We start from the raw sequence: 18443 nt of genomic DNA, 5'->3' as shown, positions 1-18443 counted from the left end.
TCGCCCAGAACGGCCCGCCCATGTGCCCGAGCAGCACCTCGACCCCGGACGAGCGCCGGAACAGCAGCAGCCCGGCGCTACGCCTCGGCATGCACGCGCACGGTCGAGGCGGGGTCGCGCAGCAGCGCGTCGGCCGGTCGGACCGGGCGCCGGTCGAAGTTGCCGCCGCAGTTCGGGCAGACGCCGCCGAGCGGACCCTCGACGCACCCGGCGCAGAACGTGCACTCGTAGGTGCAGATGCGGGCGTCCGGGCTCTCGGGCGGCAGATCGCGGTCGCAGCGTTCGCAGTTCGGTCGCAGTTCGAGCATGGGCCGATGCTAGGACTCGACGCGCGATCTTTTGCGCGTCGTGGCGCAAAGTGAGGCAGCTCTGGCCGGATCTAGGTGCTGCGCCCGAAGAACCGCTTCGCCGCCCGTGGGGTGGCCGAGAAGGCGCGCCGGCTCAGCGGATCGGCGACGCGGAACAGCCGGGCGTACCGCGGGCGGGGCTCGAGGGCGATCGTCCAGGTGAACCGTGCGCCGCCGGCCGCGGGCTCGACGACGTAGTCCTCGGCGAAGCGGGTGAAGACCGCACGGGACGCCTGCTCGACGAAGAAGGCGAAGCCCGATCCCTCGTCCCAGCGGAAGAAGCGTTCGCGCAGCGTCATGACACCGCCGGGCATCACCACCTCACGCGTCGTGCCGACACCGAAGGGACGCGGTGATGTCCAGCGCAGCTTGATGCCGAGTCCCCAGGCAGCGAGCGAGGCATCCGACTGCAACGACTCCCACACCTGTTGAGGCGACACGGGGAGCTCGACGGGGTAGCGATGCACGATCGGTGCCGTGCGGAAGAAGTCGGCGTCCGCCGGGGCGAGGTCGTGCCAGGTCACGGCGCGACCGAGGGATCGAGGCGGGCGAGCGCGCGGCGGATCTCTGGCGGCACCGGCGTCGGCCGCCGGTGCTCGTCGTCGACGTACACGTGGACGAAGCGGCCGGCCGCCGCCGGCGCCTCGCTCAGCTCGCCGAACAGCGCGAGGCGAAAAACGACGCTCGAGGTGCCGAGACGCTCGAGCGCGATGCCCGCGGTGACCGTCTCGGGGAACCGCAGTTCGGCGAAGTACTGGCACGACGTCTCGACGACGAGGCCGATCGCCGGCAGTCGCCGGATGTCGACGCCGGACGCCTCGATCAGCCAGCCGTTCACCGCCGTGTCGAACATCAGGTAGTGCACCACGTTGTTCACGTGTCCGTAGGTGTCGTCGTCCGACCAGCGGGTGGGCAACGAACGCAGGACGGGGAAGTCGGCGCGGCGCAGCGACCGCGGATCGGTCGGGGCGGGATCGGTCACGGCGTCGATGGTGTCAGCCCTGCGCCCGGGCCTGGCGGGCGCACCTCGTCGTCGACGTAGGTCGGCCGTGCGGCGACCCAGCCGGCGACGAGATCGATCGCCATCGCGGCGAAGAGCAGCCCGATCGGCACGCCCCACCCGCCGGTCGCGCTGTACAGCACACCGAACAGCAGGGGCCCCGCACCGGCGATGACGTAGCCGATCGACTGGGCGAAGGCCGACAGCGCCGCGGTCGTCTGCGGCGTACGGGCGTGCTGGCCGATCATCGCGAGGGCGAGCGGGAACTGCGAGCTGCCGATGCCGGCGAGCACCATCCACACCCAGGCACCGCCGACCGGGGCGAGGGCCAGGCCGAGGTAGGCCGCGACGTAACAACCGTTGAGGAGGACGATCACCGCCCGGTGCCGCGATGGCCGCACCGCCGGCACGACGGCAGAGAGCGGGATGGTCACGGCCGAGAGCATTGCCACCATCCACCCTGCGGTCGTGCTCGCGATGCCGTGCGAGTGCAGCAGCTTGGCGAACCAGCCGAAGGCGACGTAGGCCTGCAACGACTGGAAGGCGAAGAAGAGCGTCAACGCCCAGGCCGTCGGGCTGTGCCGCAGGCTGATCCGCACGCGCGGCGCGGCCGTCGCCGCCGGCCGGTCGTGGGCGAGTATCGGGATCCAGGGGAGGGCGGCGAGCAGGGCGGGGAGTGCCCAGCTGCCGAGGCCGAGCCGCCATGCGTCCGAGCCGCCGTGCACCGTCCCGATCGGCACGGTGAGGCCGGACGCGAGGGCGGTGCCCACGGCCAGTGCGGTCGCGTAGACGCCGGTCATGCGGCCGATGCGGTCGGGGAAGTGCAGCTTCACCAGCGTCGGCAGCAGCACGTTGCTGATCGCGCCGCCGGTCAGCGCGAGCACGCTGAGGACGAGGAACGGCACGGCGGCGTGCACCAGCACCCGCAGCACCAGGCCGGCGGTCATGACGAGCAGCGCGAGCACCAGCCCTCGGTGCGGGCCGACCCGGCGCGACAGCCGTGGCGCGAGCGCACCGATCGCCGCGAAGCACAGGGCGGGCAGCGTCGTGAGCACGCCGGCCGTCCCGTTCCCGGCGTGCAGGCCCCGCTGCAGGTCGGCCAGCGCCGGCCCGACGCTCGTGACGGCCGTGCGCATCGAGAAGCCGGTGAGCGCCAGGCCGACCACCACGACCGCACCGGCGGTGCGGGGGGTGGCCGTGGTGACGGTCGGGGCGGCGGTGCTCACGTCCTGCGATCATGCCCCAGCCGGCGGGCCGGTCGACGGCGGGTGATCAGCCGGCGGTGACCGGGCCGATGGTCAGGGTGCAGGCGCGCAGCGTGTCCGCGAGGTCGGTGCTGACGGTGGCGCCGGGCGCCCTCACCCGCACGTGGTCGGACAGCGGCGCGTTGCAGTCGGTCGAGGCCGTGAGCTGCGCCTGTGCCGACGCGTTCCTGCCCAGCACGACGCCGGTACCCGGCGCGCCCGCAGGCCGCGCCGGCGAACCGATGAGCGCCCCACCCTTGACCAGCTGGGCGGTCGGGAAGCCGAGCAGTGAGCACGGCGAGGCGGCCGTGTTGGTGAAGATGATCCCCGCCAACTGCTGGTGCTGGATCGCCCCGCCGCGGACGAGGGACACCGACAACTGGGTCGACGTGCACGCCGCCGGCCCGGCCGGGGGAGCGGAGGTCGGCGGCGGTGCCACGCTGCTCGAGGGCGGCGGCGAGACGATCGGCGGCACCGACGAGCTCGACGGGACGGGCGCGCTCGACGGCGCCGGTGCGCTCGACGGGGTGTCGGGCGTCGACGGCGCCGGGGCGCTCGAGGGCGTCGACGACGGCGCCGGCGTCGACGAGACGACCGGGTCGTCGGCCACCCCGCCCGATCCCGAGGTCGAGCAGGCCGTCGTGAGCACCCCGACCGCGGCCAGGGTCACGACCGCGGTGCGACGGGCAGCCGTCACCAGTCGATCCGCAGGTCCGTCGAGTACGGCAGGCTGGTGATCTTCAACGCGGGCTCGGCGCGCAACTGGTTCCACATCTCCGTCCATGCACTGTTGCCGGTCAGGCTGCCGCAGCCGCCGGCCTGCTGGCAGGCCGTCCACTCGGTCAGCGCCCCGCCGAAGTTGATCCGCGGGTGACCCTGCAGCACACCGGTCAGTGAGATGTAACGCCACTGGCGGGCCATCGTCGTGTTGTAGATCTGCGGCAGGTTGATGATCCGGGTGGGTGCGGCCCCACCGGCAAGGTAGTACAGGCCGGCGGCGCTCCAACCGTTGTTGCAGCCCGAACCGGTGCCGTAGCCCGAGCACCCGTCGGCCGACCCGTTGAACACGAACGGCGCGGTGTTGGCGCCGAGGTAGCCGGTCAGCCACGCCTTGCTCGCCGCGTAGCCCGCGGTGAAGCCCGGCTCGATGTCGTTCGCGCCGGTGACGGTGATGCCCGGGTACTTGCGCGCATAGGTGACCAGCGGGTCGACGACGAGGTCGGCCCAGTGCTTGCCCGACGTCGCGCTGACGTCGACGTCGTTGTTCGTCCCGACCGCGACCGTCACCGGCGCGCTCGCCCGCTGCTTGCTCGCGTAGCCGTCCAGGTAACTCTTCACGTTCGCGACGAGGGCCGAGTACGTGACGAACTTGATCGAGGCGCTGAGGATGACACCGCCGCGCGACTCGTCCTGGCCGCCGATGTCGAGCAGGATCAGGTAGCCGTGCCCGGACGGGTTGGCGTTCGCGTCGGCCTGGCCCTCGGCGTACATCTTCGCGGTGTCGCTGCTGTTCGCGCTGCTGATGTTGCGCACGTAGCGGCTGGTCGAGATCGGCGCCGGCGTCGTCTGCGCGGGGGGCTGGGCCTGGGTCGTCGCCGAGTTCGACACCGTCGGCAGCGAGGTGCCGGCGACGTTGGTCGCGCTGACGGTGAACGTGTAGGCGGTGCTCGGCTTGAGCCCGTAGACGGTGGCGGACGTGTCGGTCGGGCCGGCCGTCGCCGTGATGCCACCCGGGGACGCGGTCACGGTGTACTTCGTCCAGGGCGCGCCGCCGTCGCTGGCGGGCGGCGTCCAGGTGACCACGGCGCCGCCGTACCCGGCGGTGGCCACGACGTTCGTCGGCGTCGCCGGTGCCACCGGGTGCACGGCGATGATGAGGTTGCAGCCGAGCGGGGTGTCACCCGAGCCCGCGGCGACGTTGACGGCGGTCACGCAGACCGTGTGCTCGCCGTCGGTCGTCGGCAGCGTCGCCGCGAAGGCGTGGTGGGCGCTGGGCCCGGTCGTGCCGGTGCCGTTCGCGACGAGTGTCTGCGGCTGGCCGTTGTCGATCGTGACGCGAACGCTGATCGGCGCCGTGGTGTCGGGGTCGGAGGCCCAGCCCGTCACGGTGATCGGGCCGCTCGGATCGGCGCGCGTGACGGGCGCGAACGAGCCGATCGGGTTGAAGTTGAGCGTGACCTGCGTGCAGGCCGGGGTCACCGGGCCGGCACCGGCGAGCACGTTCACACCGGTGGCGCAGACCTTGTGCGAGCCGTTGCCGGCGGGCAGCAGCGCGCTGAAGCCGTGGCCGGCGTGGGCCTTGTTCGCACCCGAGGCGGCGACCGTCGAGGGGGACCTGCCGTCGACGGTCAGCACGACGTTGATCGGCGTGGTCGTGTCGGGGTCGACCGCCCAGCCGGTCACCTTGACGCCGCCGCTGCCCTGTGTCGTCGTCTGGATCGCCTGGACGGGGTTGTAGTTCAGGGTGGTGCTGCTGCAGGCCACCGTGCGGTCGTGTCCGTAGGCACCGGCGTTGACGCCGACCACGCAGATGTTCCGCGCGCCGGGCGTGAACTGCGACGGTGGCACCGCGTAGGTGAGGTCGAAGCCGTGCAACGGGTGGGCGGGGGTGCCGCTGGTGACCGCACTGCCGAGCAGCACGCCGTCCGAGAGGATCTGCACCGGGATGCGCGCCGACGTGTCCGGGTCCCAGGCCTGCCCGACGACCCGCACCTGGCCGTTGGGCTCCTGCACGACCTGCTGGATCTCGCCGAGCGGGCTGTCGTTGACGGTCCGGGTGGTGCAGAGGATCGGCACGCTCGAGGCGCTGCCGAGGCCGATGTTCTGGGCCCGCACGCAGATCGTGTGCTGTCCCTCGGGCACGGCGAAGCTCGCCGCGAAGCCGTGCGCGGCACCGGCGCCGGGGTACCGCGACGCGATGTCGCCGCGCTGCTGGTTGGCGATGGTGCTCGTCACGACGACGTTGTCGACGCGCACGCCGATGCCGAGCGACTTCGTCTCGTCGTTCGGGTCGAGCGTCCAGCCGGTGATCGCGAAGTGCCCGGGCGTGAAGACCATCGTGTCGACGGAGCCGAACGGGTCGTAGTTCAGCGTGATCGTGCGGCAGCCGAAGCTCACGCGGGCCCTGCGGCTCGGGTAGTCGACGGCGTCGGCGCAGACGGTGTGGCGTCCGGCAGGCTCGTTCACGTCGAGCTTGAAGCGGCGGTGGTCACCCCAGCCCGGGTGCACCTTCACCAGGTTCGGCGACCAGAGCCTGGCGAGCGGCGTGCCGACGGTGCGGCCGTCGACCCGCACGCGCACCGCCACGGCGGCGGCGCGGTCGGGCTCGTAGGCCCAGCCCTGCACGTCGAAGCCGTTCCCGGCCTGCTTGAGGATCGTGATGCGCCCGACGACGGGGTGGTTGACGGCAGCGTCCGCCTGCTGCGGCACGCCGAGCAACAGCGCAGCGAAGGTGGCGAGGGCGGTGACGACGGCGATGACGGCGCCGCGGCGCGCGGCCGGGCGGTGGGTCGACGAGGGGCGGGCGCGGCGGATCATGTGTGACTTCCCGATGGCGTGGCGACAGGTGGTACGGCCGTCACCCGAAGAGGTGGTCGGCCCCGGTCGCTCGTCTCGGACGCGGCGACTGCCCCCGCGCGTCCGCTCCCGGACGGCCCGGGAGCAGAACGATCAAACCATTGATGTTACTGATGTGACAAGTGGTGCTCGTGTTGCGACACGCGGGGAGTTTCTCAGCCCGTCGGCAGGACGTGACCCGCGAACTTGTCGCGCAGCGTCTTCTTCGAGAACTTGCCGACGCTCGTCTTCGGCACCTCGTCGATGAAGACGACGTCGTCCGGTAGTTGCCACGACGACACCCGCTGCCGCAGGAAGTCGAGCACCTCCTCCTTCGACAGGTCGGCGCCGGACTTGAGCACGACGCAGGCCAGCGGCCGCTCCATCCACTTCGGGTGCGGCACCGCGATGACCGCCGCCTCGGCGACCGCGGGGTGCGCCATGATCGCGTTCTCGAGGTCGACCGAGCTGATCCACTCGCCGCCGGACTTGATGAGGTCCTTCGTCCGGTCGACCAGCCGGACGTACCCGAGCGGGCTGATCGTGGCGACGTCGCCGGTGCGCAGCCAGCCGTCCGGGCTGAACTGCTCGCCCGGCTCGTCGGTGCGGTAGTACTGCTTGGCGATCCAAGGGCCACGCACCTCGAGCTCGCCGCTGGTCTCGCCGTCCCACGGCAGCGGCTCGGTGCTGCCCGGCGCGACGATGCGCATCTCGACGCCGGGCGGGGCGATGCCCGCGCTCGTGCGCAGGTCGGCGAGCTCGTCCTCGGTGGCGTCGGCGACCTCGGCGCGCGGCGAGTAGACCGAGCCGAGCGGCGAGGTCTCGGTCATGCCCCACGCCTGCGTGATCGGGATGCCGATCGCCTCGCGCCACGCCTCCGACAGCGACCTGGGGACCGCCGAGCCGCCGCAGATGATCTTGCGCAGGGACGACAGGTCACGGCCCTGGACGAGCGGCAGCATGCCCATCCAGATCGTCGGCACCGCCCCGGTGATGGTGGCGCGCTCGCGTTCGAGCAGGTCGATGATGGCGCCCGGCGACAGGTCGGGCCCGGGCATGATCATCGTCGCGCCGGCCATGAGCGCGGCGTACGGCAGGCCCCACGCGTTGGCGTGGAACATCGGCACGACCGGCAGGATCCGGTCGCGCTCGTTGATCGAGAACACCGGGCTGGTCATCGTCGCCAGCGAGTGCAGCCACGTCGAGCGGTGGCTGTACAGCACGCCCTTCGGGTTGCCGGTGGTGCCGGTCGTGTAGCAGATCGCGGCCGCGGTGCGCTCGTCGGTGACGCGTCCGTCGAGCTCGATCGCGTCGGCGGCCCCGACCAGTTCGTCGAAGTCGACCAGGCGCGGGTCGTCCGGCCACTCGGCGTCGGCCCCGTCGTCCATGACGACGACGTGGCGCACGGTCGAGAGCTTCGGCAGGTAGTTCGAGAACAGGGGCAGCAGCGAGCGGTCGACGAAGACGACCTGGTCCTCGGCGTGGTCGACGGTGTAGATGAGGTGCTCGGCGAAGTAGCGGATGTTGAGCGTGTGCATCACGCGCCCGGTGCAGGGGATGCCGAAGTACAGCGCCAGGTGACGGGCGGAGTTCCATGCGAACGTGCCGACGCGGCCGTCGGGCGAGACCCCGAGCGAGTCGAGCGCGCCGGCGATGCGGTGGGCCTGCTCGGCCACCGCGCCGATGGTGGTGCGTTCGACGTCGGTGACCGTGCGGGTGACGATCTCGCGCTCGGGCCAGTACTGCTCGGCGCGGGCGAGGATCGCGTTGACGGTGAGCGGGACGTCCTGCATCAGTCCGAGCATGCGGCGATCGTGGCGCTGCATGCTTGCCCAGGGCAAGGGTCGGACGGCGGTGCACAGCTTGATCAGGGCCCGCGGGTGACCACGTAGCGCAGCGTGGTGACCTCGTCGGCGGTGAGGAAGCCGCGCGCGCCGGCGAGGAAGGCCCGCACCGAGCCGTCGGTGGACGCGTCTGCCGCAGCGGCGATGGGCGCGTACCCGGTGCGCAGGCCGTGGTCGGCGACGACGCCGCCGGCGTCGATCTCGCCGGTGACCGTCGTGACGTCGGCGCGGTCGGGGTTGCGGCGGCCGTCGAGATGCGGCACGACGTCGTGGCCGTTCTCGAGGGCGAGCAGTTGCACGCCGCGCGGCAGGTCGTCCGCGGTCAGGCCGACGGGCGAGCCGGCCGTGACGACATGGGTCACGCGGAACCGCCCGGAGCGGACGGCGTCGCGCGCCGCGGTGACGGCCACCATGCCGCCCTCGCTGTGGCCGACGAGCATGACGTCGTCGTCGGGGCGCACCCCGGCGTGCTGCAGCGCCGCGAGCACGCCGTCCTCGTAGGTCGTGCGGCGGCCGACCAGTGCCTTGCCGTCGGTGATGAGCCCGGTGACGTCCGGTGTCGGTGCCAGGCTCGCCGTCTTCGTTCCGGTGATGTCGACGACGACGCGGCGCGGGCCGGCGCCGGTGAGGACGCGGACGTCGATCTCGCCGTGCGCGCCGTCGTCGCGGTGCGCGAGCTCGCCGACGAGGTCGGCCAACGACCGGGGCGGACGCGTCGCCTCGGCGGCCGGGTCGGCGCCGAGCGCCGTCACGACGGCGCGGCCGTCGGGCAGATGCCCGGACGTCGCGGCGAGCAGGGCGGGGAGCCCGAGCGCCGTGGCGACGGTGTCGGCCAGCTCGGGGTCGACCGTCACCACCGCCTCGAGCGCGGTGAGCGGGTCGGCGCCCCGCGCGAGCCGGGACCCGACGGCCACGAGGGCGATCGGCACCCTGACCGCGCCCAGCACGATGTCGCCGAGCCAGGCATCGAGGTGGTCGACCGCCTCGTAGCGCAGGGCGGCGAGGCGCAGCAGGGCGTCGAGCTCCCCGAGCCGGACGGCGAGGGCGGTGAGCCCGGTCGGGCCGTCGAGGGCGAGGCCGAGCGTCGTCTCGAACACGGCGAGCTGCAGCGGGGCGGCGAGGCCGGCGCCGAGGATGTCCGGTTCGACCAGGCAGGCGTGCAGCGTCCAGCTGATCGAGGCGACGTGTGCGGCGGCGTCGCCGAGACCGCCCGCCGCGGCGCGCAGTCGCTCGCACGACGCCGCGATGCCGTCGGCCCCGCCGGTGACCGAGATCGGGTCGGGAGGCACGGCGCTACAGCCCGAGCAGGTCGCCGGCGGAACTGACGAGATCACCCGCGGTGTCCAGCGCGTCCCGCGCCAGGTCGCCCGCGTCGCCGAGGACGTCCGCGGGTGCTCCCACGAGATCGGCCAGCAGTTCGACGCTGTCGCCGGCGAGCCGCTGGCCGTCGCGCAGGGCGCGCCGGAGGTCGGCGAGCAACGTCTCCCAGGCGTCGGCCAGCGCGCGCAGCGCCGCCGCGGCGTCGTCGACCAGGCCGGCGCTGCGGTCGATGCCGGCGAGCGCGCCGTCGACCTCGCCACCGAAACTGCGGGCCGCGGGGCCCTGCCACAGCGTCGCCGCGAGCACGCGCCGCAAGCCGTCGCGCACGGCCCTCGTCGCATCGGCGTGACGGGCCATGCGGTCGGCATGGGCGCGGAGTTGACCTGGATCGGCGAGCAGCGGCATGGCGTCGAGGGTGTCCGCCACGGGCCGGCAGGGGTGTCGGGCCGGACGCGACTGTGGACGTCGGGCCGTCCGTCCACAGCCCGCCGGGCGTGCTTGACGCCGACGCGGGGCCGTGCGTGTTGTAATGGAGGAGCCGAATCACAACGGTGCAATTCAGGAGGCACGGTCGATGGAGTTCGCGCAGGCAGCCGTCGGGCACGACACCGCCGACGCCGGTGCCGACGAGACCCACGACGGGCTCACCCGCCGCGATCGCGAGATCCTCGCCTTCGAGCGGCAGTGGTGGAAGTACGCGGGCGCGAAGGAGCAGGCGATCCGCGAGCTCTTCGACATGTCCGCCACGCGGTACTACCAGGTGCTGAACGCGCTGATCGACACGCCCGAGGCGCTCGCCGCCGACCCGATGCTGGTGAAGCGGCTGCGCCGCCTGCGCGCCGCCCGGCAGCGGCAGCGCTCCGCGCGCCGTCTCGGCATCGACCTCTGACCGTGGGCACGGCGTCGCGCGCCGACCGGCTCGTCCCGCTCGGCATCCTGGTGCTCGGCATCGTCGTGCTCTGGGTGGCCGTCGCGGCGCTCCAGAGCCCGACGTCGTCCCAGGCCGCCCCGCCGACCGTGACGCACACGCGCACCGTGTCGCCGTCGGCCCCGGTGTCGCGTCCGACCTCGTCGGTGTTGTCGTCGTCCGCCCCGCCGTCGTCGAGCGCCTCGCATGCGCCGGCCGCGCCGGTGACGGCGACGCCCATCGTGATCATGAACAACACCACGACCACCGGGCTGGCCGCGCAGGCCGAGTCGAAATTCCAGGCGGCGGGCTGGACGGTCACCAGCATCGGCACGATGTCGAACAACATCCTCTCGACCGCGGCCTACTACGACGCGGCCGTGCCCGGCGCACACCGTGCGGCACTGGCGCTGCAGCGGCAGTTCCCGACCATCAAGCGCGTCGTGCCGCGCTTCGCCGAACTCGCGCCCGGCCCCGTGGTGGTCGTGCTGGCCTGGGACTATTCCGCCTCCTGACCTGTGCGAGAATGGCCGCACAACTGAAGAGCACGTCTCATCCAGAGGGGCAGAGGGACCGGCCCGGCGAAGCCCCGGCAACCACGCGTGACCATTCGACTCGTTCGAGCGAGGCCGTCGCGCTGCAGGTGCCAACTCCGGCCCGTGCTGCGCACAGTCGCACGCGGGGCAGATGAGGAGAAAGGCCTCGTACCCATGACTGCTGTCGTCGACCGTCCCACCTCGCCCGCCTCGGGCCTGGTCTGTCGCAACTGTTCGGCCACCTACCCGCTCGGTGCGCAGCACGCGTGCTTCGAGTGCTTCGGCCCGCTCGAGATCGGCTACGACGCCGACCTGCTCGCGCGCGTGACCCGCGCCGACATCGAGGCCGGCCCGCACTCGCTCTGGCGCTATGCCGGGCTGCTGCCCGTGGGCCACGACGCCGCGACACGCGTCGACTCGGGCACCGGCATGACCCCGCTCATCCGCGCCGACCGGCTGGCCGACGAGCTCGGCTTCACCGCGCCGGTCTGGATCAAGGACGACTCGGCCAACCCGACGCACTCGTTCAAGGACCGTGTCGTCTCGGTCGCCATCACCGCCGCGCGCGAGCTCGGCTTCACCCGCATCGCCTGCGCGTCCACGGGCAACCTGGCAAACTCTGTCGCCGCGCACGCCGCCCGCGTCGGGATGCCGTCGATCGTGTTCATCCCGAGCGACCTCGAGCCGGCCAAGATCATCCAGACCGCGATCTACGGCGGCACCGTCGTCGGCATCGAGGGCTCGTACGACGACGTGAACCGGCTCTGCTCCGAGCTCGCCGAGACCGACGAGTTCGAGAACACCGGCTTCGTCAACGTCAACGTGCGCCCGTACTACGCCGAGGGCTCGAAGACGCTCGGCTTCGAGGTGGCCGAGCAGCTCGGCTGGCGGCTGCCCGAGCAGGTCGTCGCGCCGATGGCGTCGGGCTCGCTGCTGACCAAGGTGCACAAGGCGTTCAAGGAGCTCACCGCGGCCGGGCTCGTGCCGCCGTCGTCCTGGACGGTCTTCGGTGCGCAGTCGGCCGGCTGCTCGCCGATCGCGACCGCCTTCGCCAACGGCTGGGACGTCGTGCAGCCGGTGAAGCCGACCGGCATCGCCAAGTCGCTGAACATCGGCAACCCGGCCGACGGCCCGTACGCGCTCGACGTCGTCCGCTCGACGGGCGGTGCCATGACCTCGGTGACCGACGACGAGATCCGCGCGGGCATCAGCCTGCTCGCCCGCACGACGGGCGTGTTCGCCGAGACCGCGGGCGGCGTGACGGTGGCGGTGCTGAAGAAGCTCGCCGCGTCCGGACAGCTCGACACGTCCAAGGAGACCGTCGTCTACAACACCGGCGACGGCCTCAAGACCATCGACGCCATCGAGGCCGGCGCCCGCCCGACCGCCGTCATCCCGCCCACGCTGAAGGGCATGCGCGCCGCCGGCCTGCTCACCCCCTGACGCGCGGGGCCCCCTCGCCCGAATGCCGGCTAAGCGCCGCCAGCTGTCGGGTTGGCCGTCAGTTGGGGGCGCAACGTGCCGCGTGCGGGCCGGCTTTGCGCCGCCAGTTGTCGGGTTGGACTGTCGAAGCCGTCAGTTGGGGGCGCAAAGGGCCGAGCAGGCAGAGCACTCCGCGTCCGGCCAGGTCGCCGAGACCGCGCCGAGCGCTCAGCCGAGCTCGGGGGCGTACTTGACCTTCCAACGACGGAGTGCGCCCGACTCGTCCAGGGCTCGTCCCCGCGCGAAGGCCCGCTGGATCTTGGCCTCGAGCGAGCGGGGTTGGCCAAGTTCGACGGCCCCCCAGCGCGTCATAGTCACGCGAAGGTCTTCCAGTGCCTCCTGCCGCAGCTTCTCGGAGATGAGCACGTCGTTGCCGATGTACTTGACCTTGCCGTCGACCTCACCGAGGACGCCGTATTCGTCCCAGTAGAAGTCGCCGCGAGCGATGAAGCGGCCACGCAGGTCATAGATCCGTGCCTGCGGCTTGGGGACCGGCAACCGGAGCCGGATGACGAGCAGCCGGCTCAGCGATTCGATCGGAGACTCGGCGATGCCGTCGGACAGGCCGCGTGCCTTGCGAGCGCGGGCGATGCCTGGCCAGCCGCTGCAGAAGGCGAGCACCTCGTCGATCTCGGCGAAGGTGGTCATTCGCCGCTGCACGGCTGCATCCATGGCGACGACGCCCCCTTTGACGCTGCGACGGGTTAGGTCGACACACGTGCGAGCGGGCGATGTGAAGGCTGCGCCGTCGATCATGACGACGTCCTGCTCGCGGAGGGTGGCTCGATGCACGTGCGCGCGGACGGAACTGCCGTCGCCGTACGGCGGCAGGGTCAGGATCGGCACCGGCGACGGTGGTCCGAGCAGGGGGATCGTCTGCCCGAGCGCCGACAAGTCGTGACTGATCACGCTGGCGACGAGGACACGGTGGACGGCGATGGCCTGCAGCACTGCCGACAGGTGCGGATCGGTCGCATAGACACCGCGCCGCGGCCGGACGAGACGTCCTGACCTTCTCGCCCGCCGAAGCGACGCGTCGGTGCACCCACTGGCCACGGCGTCGGCCCGCAGGAACAGCGGACCATCGGGGAAGGGAAGCATGTCGGCGAGTGGACGCCGATCGTGCGAGATCCAGGACCGTCCACGTCGAATCTGTGGACGACGAGCCGGATGTGGACGCCGGAGTGCAGCGCCGTCCGCGTCCGGTATGCCGCCTGGTTTGCACTTTGCGCCTGCAGCTGGCGGGTTGGACGACACGAACCGTCAGTTGGCGGCGCAAAGGCGGGGCAGCGGCGAGGGTCTGCGCCTCGAACTGACGGGGTGGACGGCTTGGACCGTCAGTTGGCGGCGCAAAGCGGAGTCGCGCCGGGCGAGCGGTGCAGATCGGGGTGGGGGCGACCCAACCTTGTGGTGGGGTGCGGGCGTAGACAAGGTATGACCGTGCCCACGGAGGCGGATCCGCCGCCGATGACGACGCCGACCGAACCGTCGGGCGTCGCGATGACGCCGGCGGCGTTCGCGGCGTGGGTGGCGCCGTCGCTGGTACCGATGCACCGGCTCGCCCGGCGGCTCGCGCCGCACGCCGAGGCCGACGACGTCGTGCAGGACGCCCTCACCCAGGCCTGGCGCAAGCGGGCGCAGTACGACGCCGCGCGGGGGACGGCGACGGCCTGGCTGCTGGCCATCGTGGCCGACCAGGCCCGCGCCGCCCGCCGGGCGCACACCCGCCATCTGCGCGTCGTCGACGACACCGCCGAGCCGCCCGAGCGGGCTGCGGCACCGGACAGCGGCACCGACGTCGACCTCGAACGCGCCATCACCGGACTGGCCGAGCGGCAGCAGCTCGCCGTGCACCTGCACTACTTCGTCGGACTCCCCGTCGACGACTGCGCCCAGGTCATGGGCTGCTCGGTCGGCACGGTGAAGTCCACCCTCTTCGACGCGCGCCGCCGGCTGCGCACCCTGCTGGGAGACCTCGATGACCACTGACGACGACGACCTGCGCCTGGACGCCCGGCTGCGCGCCGCGGGCGAGCGCTGGCGCGCGGCCACCGACATCGCCTCCACCGACTCCACCGCAGCGAGCGCCGTCGCTGCGGCCACGGCCGCGGGCGACGAGGAGCTGCTCGACGTCGGCCGCGTGCACGACCTCGCGACGCCGCGCGGACGCCGTCGTGCCACCTGGTTGCTCAGCGCGGCCGCCGTCGCCGCGGCCGCCGTGGGCATCGGCTTCGCGGTGTCCGGCCCGGGTGGGGGCGGGCACGGCCGCCCGGTCGCCACGTCCGAAGCCGGCAGTTCGGGACTGGACGGCACCAGCTGGCGGCTCAGCACCCTGACGGTCGACGGCCGGCGGGCCACGATCGCCGGCTCGCCGACGCTCGCCTTCGACGGCGGCAAGATCTCCGGCAGCAACGGCTGCAACTTCTTCGGCGGCACGGTCTCCGTCGACGGCGACACCATGACCATCGGCGACCTGGCCGAGACGGCGAACGGCTGCCTCCCCGCACCCGGTGCCACCGGTCCGGACAGCATCACGACGATCAACGAGATCCTGCAGGGCAGCGTGCACTGGTCGATCGACGCCGGCCGACTCACGATCACGAGCGACCACGGCACGCTGGTCTACGTCGCGGTCGCGACCCCGGCCTCGAACGGGCTGACCGACGTCGACTGGACCCTGCGGAGCGCCGGCGACCCGAAGGGCACGACGGTCGCCGCACCGCCGGGCGTCACCCTGCACATCGACTCGAAGGGCGCCTTCGTGGCGGGCGACGGCTGCGCCGGCCTCTCGGGCACCGCGACGATCGACCGCGACACGGCGACGGTCCGGCTGAACCCGACGCCGGCCATCGGCTGTCTCGACAAGGGGTTCTCCGGCGGCACGACGCTGGTCGACCAGATCCTCGGCGCGCAGTGGAAGTGGGTCCGTGAGGGCGACACGCTGACGGTCGCCAACGACCACGGCACGCTGATCTACACGACCGCACCGGACGCGACGACCTCCAGCGGTCCGACCGGTGCGGGCAGCGGCCCGGCCGACCTGCCCGGCACATGGGTCATGAACGGCTACGAACACGAGGACGCGACGAGCGGCACCGGCAGCGGCGTCGCGGCCGGCAGCGCCGGCGGGACCGCACCGGACAACGGCCTCGGCACGACGATCACGATCACGGACGGCACGATCACGATCAAGCACGCCTGCTACAGCGACCGCGGCGACCTCGCCGTCACCGCCCGCACCCTGGTGATCTCGCACGTGACGCTCAAGGACGCCGTCCCGTGCGCGTCGAACGCCGGCAGCGAGTACGACGTGAAGGCCGACGACGTGCTGACCGGGACCTCCACCTGGTCACTCGAAAGCGGGCGGCTGAGCATCAGCAAGGGCGGCGACACACTGCAGTTCGACCGGGTCGCGACGGCCTCCGGCAGCGGCGGCGTCGGCACCGCGTCGGACCTCCCCGCGAGTGCGTCGGTGCCCCCGCCGTCGAGCAACCCGGCCGGACCAGCGGCCGGCTCGCCGGCCTCGGCCGGCGGCGGATCGAGCCTGTCACACACGTACGTCCCGCCCCCGCCACCGCCCGACAGCAGCGCCGCAGCACGCTGATCGGCACACCGCCGCGCTGCTGGCAATGACGACGACCGCGCGATACCGTCCGCACCGGTCGAGTGACCTGGGGCACGCCTGAGCGCCCGAGGGCACCGTCCCCGGCCCGCGCAGTGCGGGTCGGCAGCATCGGCAAGGAGTGCACGTGGCACAGGGCGTCGTGAAGTGGTTCAACAACGAAAAGGGCTATGGCTTCATCGCCCAGGACGGTGGGCAGGACGTGTTCGTCCACTACACCGCCATCCAGGCCGACGGCTATCGCTCGCTGGACGAGAACCAGCGCGTCGAGTTCGAGGTCGTGCAGGGTCCGAAGGGTCCGCAGGCCGACGCGGTGCGCATCGTCGCCTGAGCCACCACCAGCGCTGACAGCGGCCCGGACGAGATGTCCGGGCCGCTTCGTCGCGTCAGGGACGCGCCACCGCCGTCGGCGCCCGCAACGGCCCGCGGATCGTCGCCGAGTCGCGCAGCTCGACGCGTCCGGCGGCCTGCAAGGTCGGGAACCGCTCGGCCAGCGCGCGGAGCGCCACCGCCGCCTCCAGCCGGGCCAGCGGCGCCCCGAGGCAGTAGTGGATGCCGCTCGAGAACGCCAGGTGCTCGACCGCAGGCGTGCGCCCGATGTCGAACTCCGTCGGCGCCGGGTACACGGCCGGGTCGCGTCCGGCCGCGGCCAGCAGTGTCACCACGTACTCGCCCGCGCGCACCGGGGTGCCGTCGACGTCGAGGTCGGCGAACGCCAGCCGCCCGGTGCGCTGCACCGGCGGGTCGAAGCGCAGCACCTCCTCGACGGCGGCCGGCGCGAGCGACGGATCGTCCACCAATCGCTGCCACTGCTCGGGGTGGGCGAGCAGGGTGACCACGGCGGTGCTCACCAGGTTCACCGTCGTCTCGAACCCGGCGATGAGCAGCAGCGTGCACAGCGGCACCAGCTCGGCCGGCCCGACGTCGGCCGACGACGCGATCAGGGAGACGAGGTCGTCGGCCGGGTCGCGCCGCCGCTGCTCGAACAACCCCCCGAAGATGGACGCGAGCGCCGCCTGCGCCTGCATCAGCTCGGCCCCGTGCGCGGCCGACCTGATGCCGTCCAGCGCGCTGCCGATCACCGTCCCGTACCGCGCGAACTCGTCGGTGTGCGTGGGTGGGATGCCGAGCAGGTCGCTGATGACGCCGATCGGCAGGGGTGCGCTGAAGTCGGCCACCAGGTCGAACGGCGCGTCCGGTGGGAGCTCGTCGAGCAGGGCCTGCACCCGCTGCTCGACCCGCGGGCGCCACGCCTCGATGCGCCGCAGCCCGAACGCCGGCGCGGCCACCCGGCGCAGTCGGGTGTGGTCGGGCGGGTTCAGCTCGAGGAAGGAGAGGAAGTCGCCGCCGCCCTCGGGATGGCCGGTGTGGCGGTCGCGCAGCACCGTGCTGCACGCGCGATGCCCCGTCGCGACCCAGTTGCCGAGCCGGGTGCGCACCATCGGCCCCTCGGCCCGCAGCCGCTCGTAGATCGGGTAGGGGTCGTCGATCGCGGCGCGCGAGTGCAGCAGGGCCATCGGGTCGAGTCGCGCCACCGCCCCATCCTGCGGGAATGACCCGCGCCGCCGCATGCGTTGGCGCCGACATGGAGCTCGCCCGCTTCGGCGCCGTCTTGCAGCTGACCGCCCGGCCCGGTCGCCGCGACGACCTGCTGCACGTCCTCACCAACTACGCCCACACTCTGGACGGCGAACCGGGCACCGTCATGTTCGCCGTCGCCGCCGACCTGAACGACGACGACGTGGTGTGGATGTGGGAGGAGTTCACCGACGAGGAGGGCGTGCGCGGGCACTTCGAGCACGACTTCTTCCGGGCCCTGCAACTCGAGCTGGCCGACCTGCTGGTCGAGCCGGCGGCGGTGCGCCCGCTGGCCCCCGTCGTGCGCCGGGTTGCACCCAACGTCGCGACCTGAGGCCGCTTGCACTCGCCCACCGCGAGTGCTAACAATGACCTGGCACTCGGCACAGTCGAGTGCCAACCAGCCGGGGTGAGACGCCCGCAGTGAGGGCGTCGTCCGTCGCGGGCACCGTCGGCCGGTTCCACAAGCGTTGCATTGCGAAGGGACGACAACCGCATGGCCAAGTTGATCGCGTTCGACGAAGAGGCCCGTCGCGGCCTGGAGCGCGGCATGAACCAGCTCGCCGACGCCGTCAAGGTGACGCTCGGCCCCAAGGGCCGCAACGTCGTGCTCGAGAAGAAGTGGGGCGCCCCCACGATCACCAACGATGGTGTGTCCATCGCCAAGGAGATCGAGCTGGAGGAGCCGTACGAGAAGATCGGCGCCGAGCTGGTCAAGGAGGTCGCGAAGAAGACCGACGACGTCGCCGGTGACGGCACGACGACCGCGACCGTGCTCGCCCAGGCGCTCGTGCGCGAGGGTCTGCGCAACGTGGCCGCCGGCGCCAACCCGATGGCCCTGAAGCGGGGCATCGAGGCCGCCGTCGCCGCCGTCTCCGAGGTGCTGGGCAACCAGGCCAAGGATGTCGAGACCAAGGAGCAGATCGCCGCCACCGCGTCGATCTCCGCCGCTGACACCACCGTCGGCGAGATCATCGCCGAGGCGATGGACAAGGTCGGCAAGGAAGG

Annotated in this window: 20 protein-coding genes, 2 pseudogenes and 1 riboswitch; of the genes and pseudogenes, 9 read left to right on the top strand and 13 right to left on the bottom strand. The window is 72.4% G+C overall.

Annotated features, from left to right (window positions below; genetic code table 11):
- The 6 genes and pseudogenes from ACTHMS_RS06125 to ACTHMS_RS06100 all read right to left on the bottom strand — a co-directional run.
- Nucleotides 1-91, bottom strand: a pseudogene (locus tag ACTHMS_RS06125) (NUDIX hydrolase); the annotation flags it as partial.
- Entirely contained in the window at nt 78-308 is a 231-nt protein-coding gene (locus tag ACTHMS_RS06120; RefSeq protein ID WP_440305787.1) for a DUF1272 domain-containing protein, read from the bottom strand. The gene ACTHMS_RS06120 and the pseudogene ACTHMS_RS06125, both read right to left, overlap by 14 nt.
- A 71-nt stretch (nt 309-379) precedes the next feature.
- Nucleotides 380-871, bottom strand: a complete 492-nt coding sequence (locus tag ACTHMS_RS06115) for an SRPBCC family protein (RefSeq protein WP_440305786.1) — start codon at nt 869-871, stop codon at nt 380-382.
- On the bottom strand, nt 868-1329 hold the full coding sequence (locus tag ACTHMS_RS06110) for an acyl-CoA thioesterase (protein WP_440305785.1): 462 nt from the start codon (nt 1327-1329) through the stop codon (nt 868-870). Before ACTHMS_RS06110 ends, ACTHMS_RS06115 begins: the two co-directional genes overlap by 4 nt.
- Nucleotides 1326-2573, bottom strand: a complete 1248-nt coding sequence (locus ACTHMS_RS06105; RefSeq protein WP_440305784.1) for a CynX/NimT family MFS transporter — start codon at nt 2571-2573, stop codon at nt 1326-1328. Before ACTHMS_RS06105 ends, ACTHMS_RS06110 begins: the two co-directional genes overlap by 4 nt.
- Before the next feature lie 46 nt (nt 2574-2619).
- Nucleotides 2620-2964: a DUF4232 domain-containing protein gene (locus tag ACTHMS_RS06100; protein ID WP_440305783.1), complete on the bottom strand. Its 345-nt coding sequence runs from the start codon at nt 2962-2964 to the stop codon at nt 2620-2622.
- Nucleotides 2965-2980: 16 nt separating this feature from the next.
- Here ACTHMS_RS06100 and ACTHMS_RS06095 point away from each other — a divergent pair, with 16 nt between their 5' ends.
- Entirely contained in the window at nt 2981-3328 is a 348-nt protein-coding gene (locus ACTHMS_RS06095) for a hypothetical protein (protein ID WP_440305782.1), read from the top strand.
- On the opposite strand, the gene ACTHMS_RS06090 is transcribed toward ACTHMS_RS06095, so the two are convergent.
- From ACTHMS_RS06090 to ACTHMS_RS06075, 4 genes are all read right to left on the bottom strand, one after another.
- Entirely contained in the window at nt 3285-6128 is a 2844-nt protein-coding gene (locus ACTHMS_RS06090) for a fibronectin type III domain-containing protein (protein WP_440305781.1), read from the bottom strand. The two genes, ACTHMS_RS06095 and ACTHMS_RS06090, sit on opposite strands and share 44 nt — an antisense overlap.
- A 194-nt stretch (nt 6129-6322) precedes the next feature.
- Complete coding sequence (locus ACTHMS_RS06085; RefSeq protein WP_440305780.1) at nt 6323-7951, bottom strand: long-chain fatty acid--CoA ligase; 1629 nt, start codon at nt 7949-7951, stop codon at nt 6323-6325.
- A 62-nt stretch (nt 7952-8013) separates the two neighbouring features.
- Nucleotides 8014-9279, bottom strand: coding sequence for a lipase family protein (locus tag ACTHMS_RS06080; protein WP_440305779.1), 1266 nt, complete (start codon nt 9277-9279; stop codon nt 8014-8016).
- A gap of 4 nt (nt 9280-9283) precedes the next feature.
- Nucleotides 9284-9715, bottom strand: a complete 432-nt coding sequence (locus ACTHMS_RS06075) for a WXG100 family type VII secretion target (protein WP_440305778.1) — start codon at nt 9713-9715, stop codon at nt 9284-9286.
- A 169-nt stretch (nt 9716-9884) separates the two neighbouring features.
- Here ACTHMS_RS06075 and ACTHMS_RS06070 point away from each other — a divergent pair, with 169 nt between their 5' ends.
- The 3 genes from ACTHMS_RS06070 (at nt 9885) to thrC (ending at nt 12196) form a co-directional block, all read left to right on the top strand.
- Complete coding sequence (locus tag ACTHMS_RS06070) at nt 9885-10199, top strand: DUF3263 domain-containing protein (protein WP_440305777.1); 315 nt, start codon at nt 9885-9887, stop codon at nt 10197-10199.
- A gap of 2 nt (nt 10200-10201) precedes the next feature.
- Nucleotides 10202-10732, top strand: a complete 531-nt coding sequence (locus tag ACTHMS_RS06065) for a LytR C-terminal domain-containing protein (RefSeq protein ID WP_440305776.1) — start codon at nt 10202-10204, stop codon at nt 10730-10732.
- A gap of 34 nt (nt 10733-10766) precedes the next feature.
- Nucleotides 10767-10911: riboswitch (SAM riboswitch) on the top strand.
- Nucleotides 10912-10927: 16 nt separating this feature from the next.
- Nucleotides 10928-12196, top strand: a complete 1269-nt coding sequence (gene thrC / locus ACTHMS_RS06060; RefSeq protein WP_440305775.1) for a threonine synthase — start codon at nt 10928-10930, stop codon at nt 12194-12196.
- A gap of 207 nt (nt 12197-12403) precedes the next feature.
- On the opposite strand, the gene ACTHMS_RS06055 is transcribed toward thrC, so the two are convergent.
- Both ACTHMS_RS06055 and ACTHMS_RS06050 read right to left on the bottom strand, forming a co-directional pair.
- On the bottom strand, nt 12404-13186 hold the full coding sequence (locus ACTHMS_RS06055) for a hypothetical protein (protein WP_440305788.1): 783 nt from the start codon (nt 13184-13186) through the stop codon (nt 12404-12406).
- Between the two features lie 33 nt (nt 13187-13219).
- A pseudogene (locus tag ACTHMS_RS06050) lies at nt 13220-13336 on the bottom strand (type IV toxin-antitoxin system AbiEi family antitoxin domain-containing protein); the annotation flags it as partial.
- 333 nt (nt 13337-13669) lie between these two features.
- On the opposite strand from ACTHMS_RS06050, the gene ACTHMS_RS06045 reads away from it, so the two are divergent.
- From ACTHMS_RS06045 to ACTHMS_RS06035, 3 genes are all read left to right on the top strand, one after another.
- Nucleotides 13670-14224 carry an RNA polymerase sigma factor gene (locus tag ACTHMS_RS06045; protein WP_440305774.1) on the top strand — a complete coding sequence of 185 codons (555 nt, stop codon included), beginning with the start codon at nt 13670-13672 and terminating at the stop codon, nt 14222-14224.
- Nucleotides 14214-15839, top strand: coding sequence for an META domain-containing protein (locus ACTHMS_RS06040; protein ID WP_440305773.1), 1626 nt, complete (start codon nt 14214-14216; stop codon nt 15837-15839). The genes ACTHMS_RS06045 and ACTHMS_RS06040 overlap by 11 nt, the downstream gene beginning before the upstream one ends.
- Before the next feature lie 145 nt (nt 15840-15984).
- The gene (locus tag ACTHMS_RS06035) at nt 15985-16188 is read left to right on the top strand and encodes a cold-shock protein (protein WP_440305772.1); all 204 of its coding nucleotides are present in this window, start codon (nt 15985-15987) and stop codon (nt 16186-16188) included.
- 55 nt (nt 16189-16243) lie between these two features.
- Here the strand turns inward: ACTHMS_RS06035 and ACTHMS_RS06030 are convergent, their stop codons facing one another.
- Nucleotides 16244-17392 (bottom strand): cytochrome P450, encoded by a 1149-nt coding sequence (locus ACTHMS_RS06030; RefSeq protein ID WP_440305771.1) that lies wholly within the window; start codon nt 17390-17392, stop codon nt 16244-16246.
- Between the two features lie 17 nt (nt 17393-17409).
- Between ACTHMS_RS06030 and ACTHMS_RS06025 the strand changes: the two genes are divergently transcribed.
- Both ACTHMS_RS06025 and ACTHMS_RS06020 read left to right on the top strand, forming a co-directional pair.
- Nucleotides 17410-17769 (top strand): putative quinol monooxygenase, encoded by a 360-nt coding sequence (locus ACTHMS_RS06025; RefSeq protein ID WP_440305770.1) that lies wholly within the window; start codon nt 17410-17412, stop codon nt 17767-17769.
- Between the two features lie 162 nt (nt 17770-17931).
- On the top strand, nt 17932-18443 hold a 512-nt coding region (locus ACTHMS_RS06020; protein WP_440305769.1), incomplete at its 3' end, for a TCP-1/cpn60 chaperonin family protein.

The sequence above is a fragment of the Jatrophihabitans sp. genome (assembly GCF_051960575.1).
Classification (GTDB): Bacteria; Actinomycetota; Actinomycetes; order Mycobacteriales; family Jatrophihabitantaceae; genus JBQCEE01.
Note: the sequence above shows the minus strand (reverse complement) of the source record. Positions and strands in the feature narration are given on the sequence as shown.

Excerpts from the sequence above, each read along its gene's own strand:
- ACTHMS_RS06120 (WP_440305787.1), bottom strand. The coding sequence starts at position 308 with ATGCTCGAACTGCGACCGAACTGCGAACGCTGCGACCGCGATCTGCCG.
- ACTHMS_RS06085 (WP_440305780.1), bottom strand. The coding sequence starts at position 7,951 with ATGCTCGGACTGATGCAGGACGTCCCGCTCACCGTCAACGCGATCCTC.
- thrC (WP_440305775.1), top strand. The coding sequence starts at position 10,928 with ATGACTGCTGTCGTCGACCGTCCCACCTCGCCCGCCTCGGGCCTGGTC.
- ACTHMS_RS06025 (WP_440305770.1), top strand. The coding sequence starts at position 17,410 with ATGACCCGCGCCGCCGCATGCGTTGGCGCCGACATGGAGCTCGCCCGC.
- ACTHMS_RS06075 (WP_440305778.1), bottom strand. The coding sequence starts at position 9,715 with ATGCCGCTGCTCGCCGATCCAGGTCAACTCCGCGCCCATGCCGACCGC.
- ACTHMS_RS06045 (WP_440305774.1), top strand. The coding sequence starts at position 13,670 with ATGACCGTGCCCACGGAGGCGGATCCGCCGCCGATGACGACGCCGACC.
- ACTHMS_RS06090 (WP_440305781.1), bottom strand. The coding sequence starts at position 6,128 with ATGATCCGCCGCGCCCGCCCCTCGTCGACCCACCGCCCGGCCGCGCGC.
- ACTHMS_RS06070 (WP_440305777.1), top strand. The coding sequence starts at position 9,885 with ATGGAGTTCGCGCAGGCAGCCGTCGGGCACGACACCGCCGACGCCGGT.
- ACTHMS_RS06040 (WP_440305773.1), top strand. The coding sequence starts at position 14,214 with ATGACCACTGACGACGACGACCTGCGCCTGGACGCCCGGCTGCGCGCC.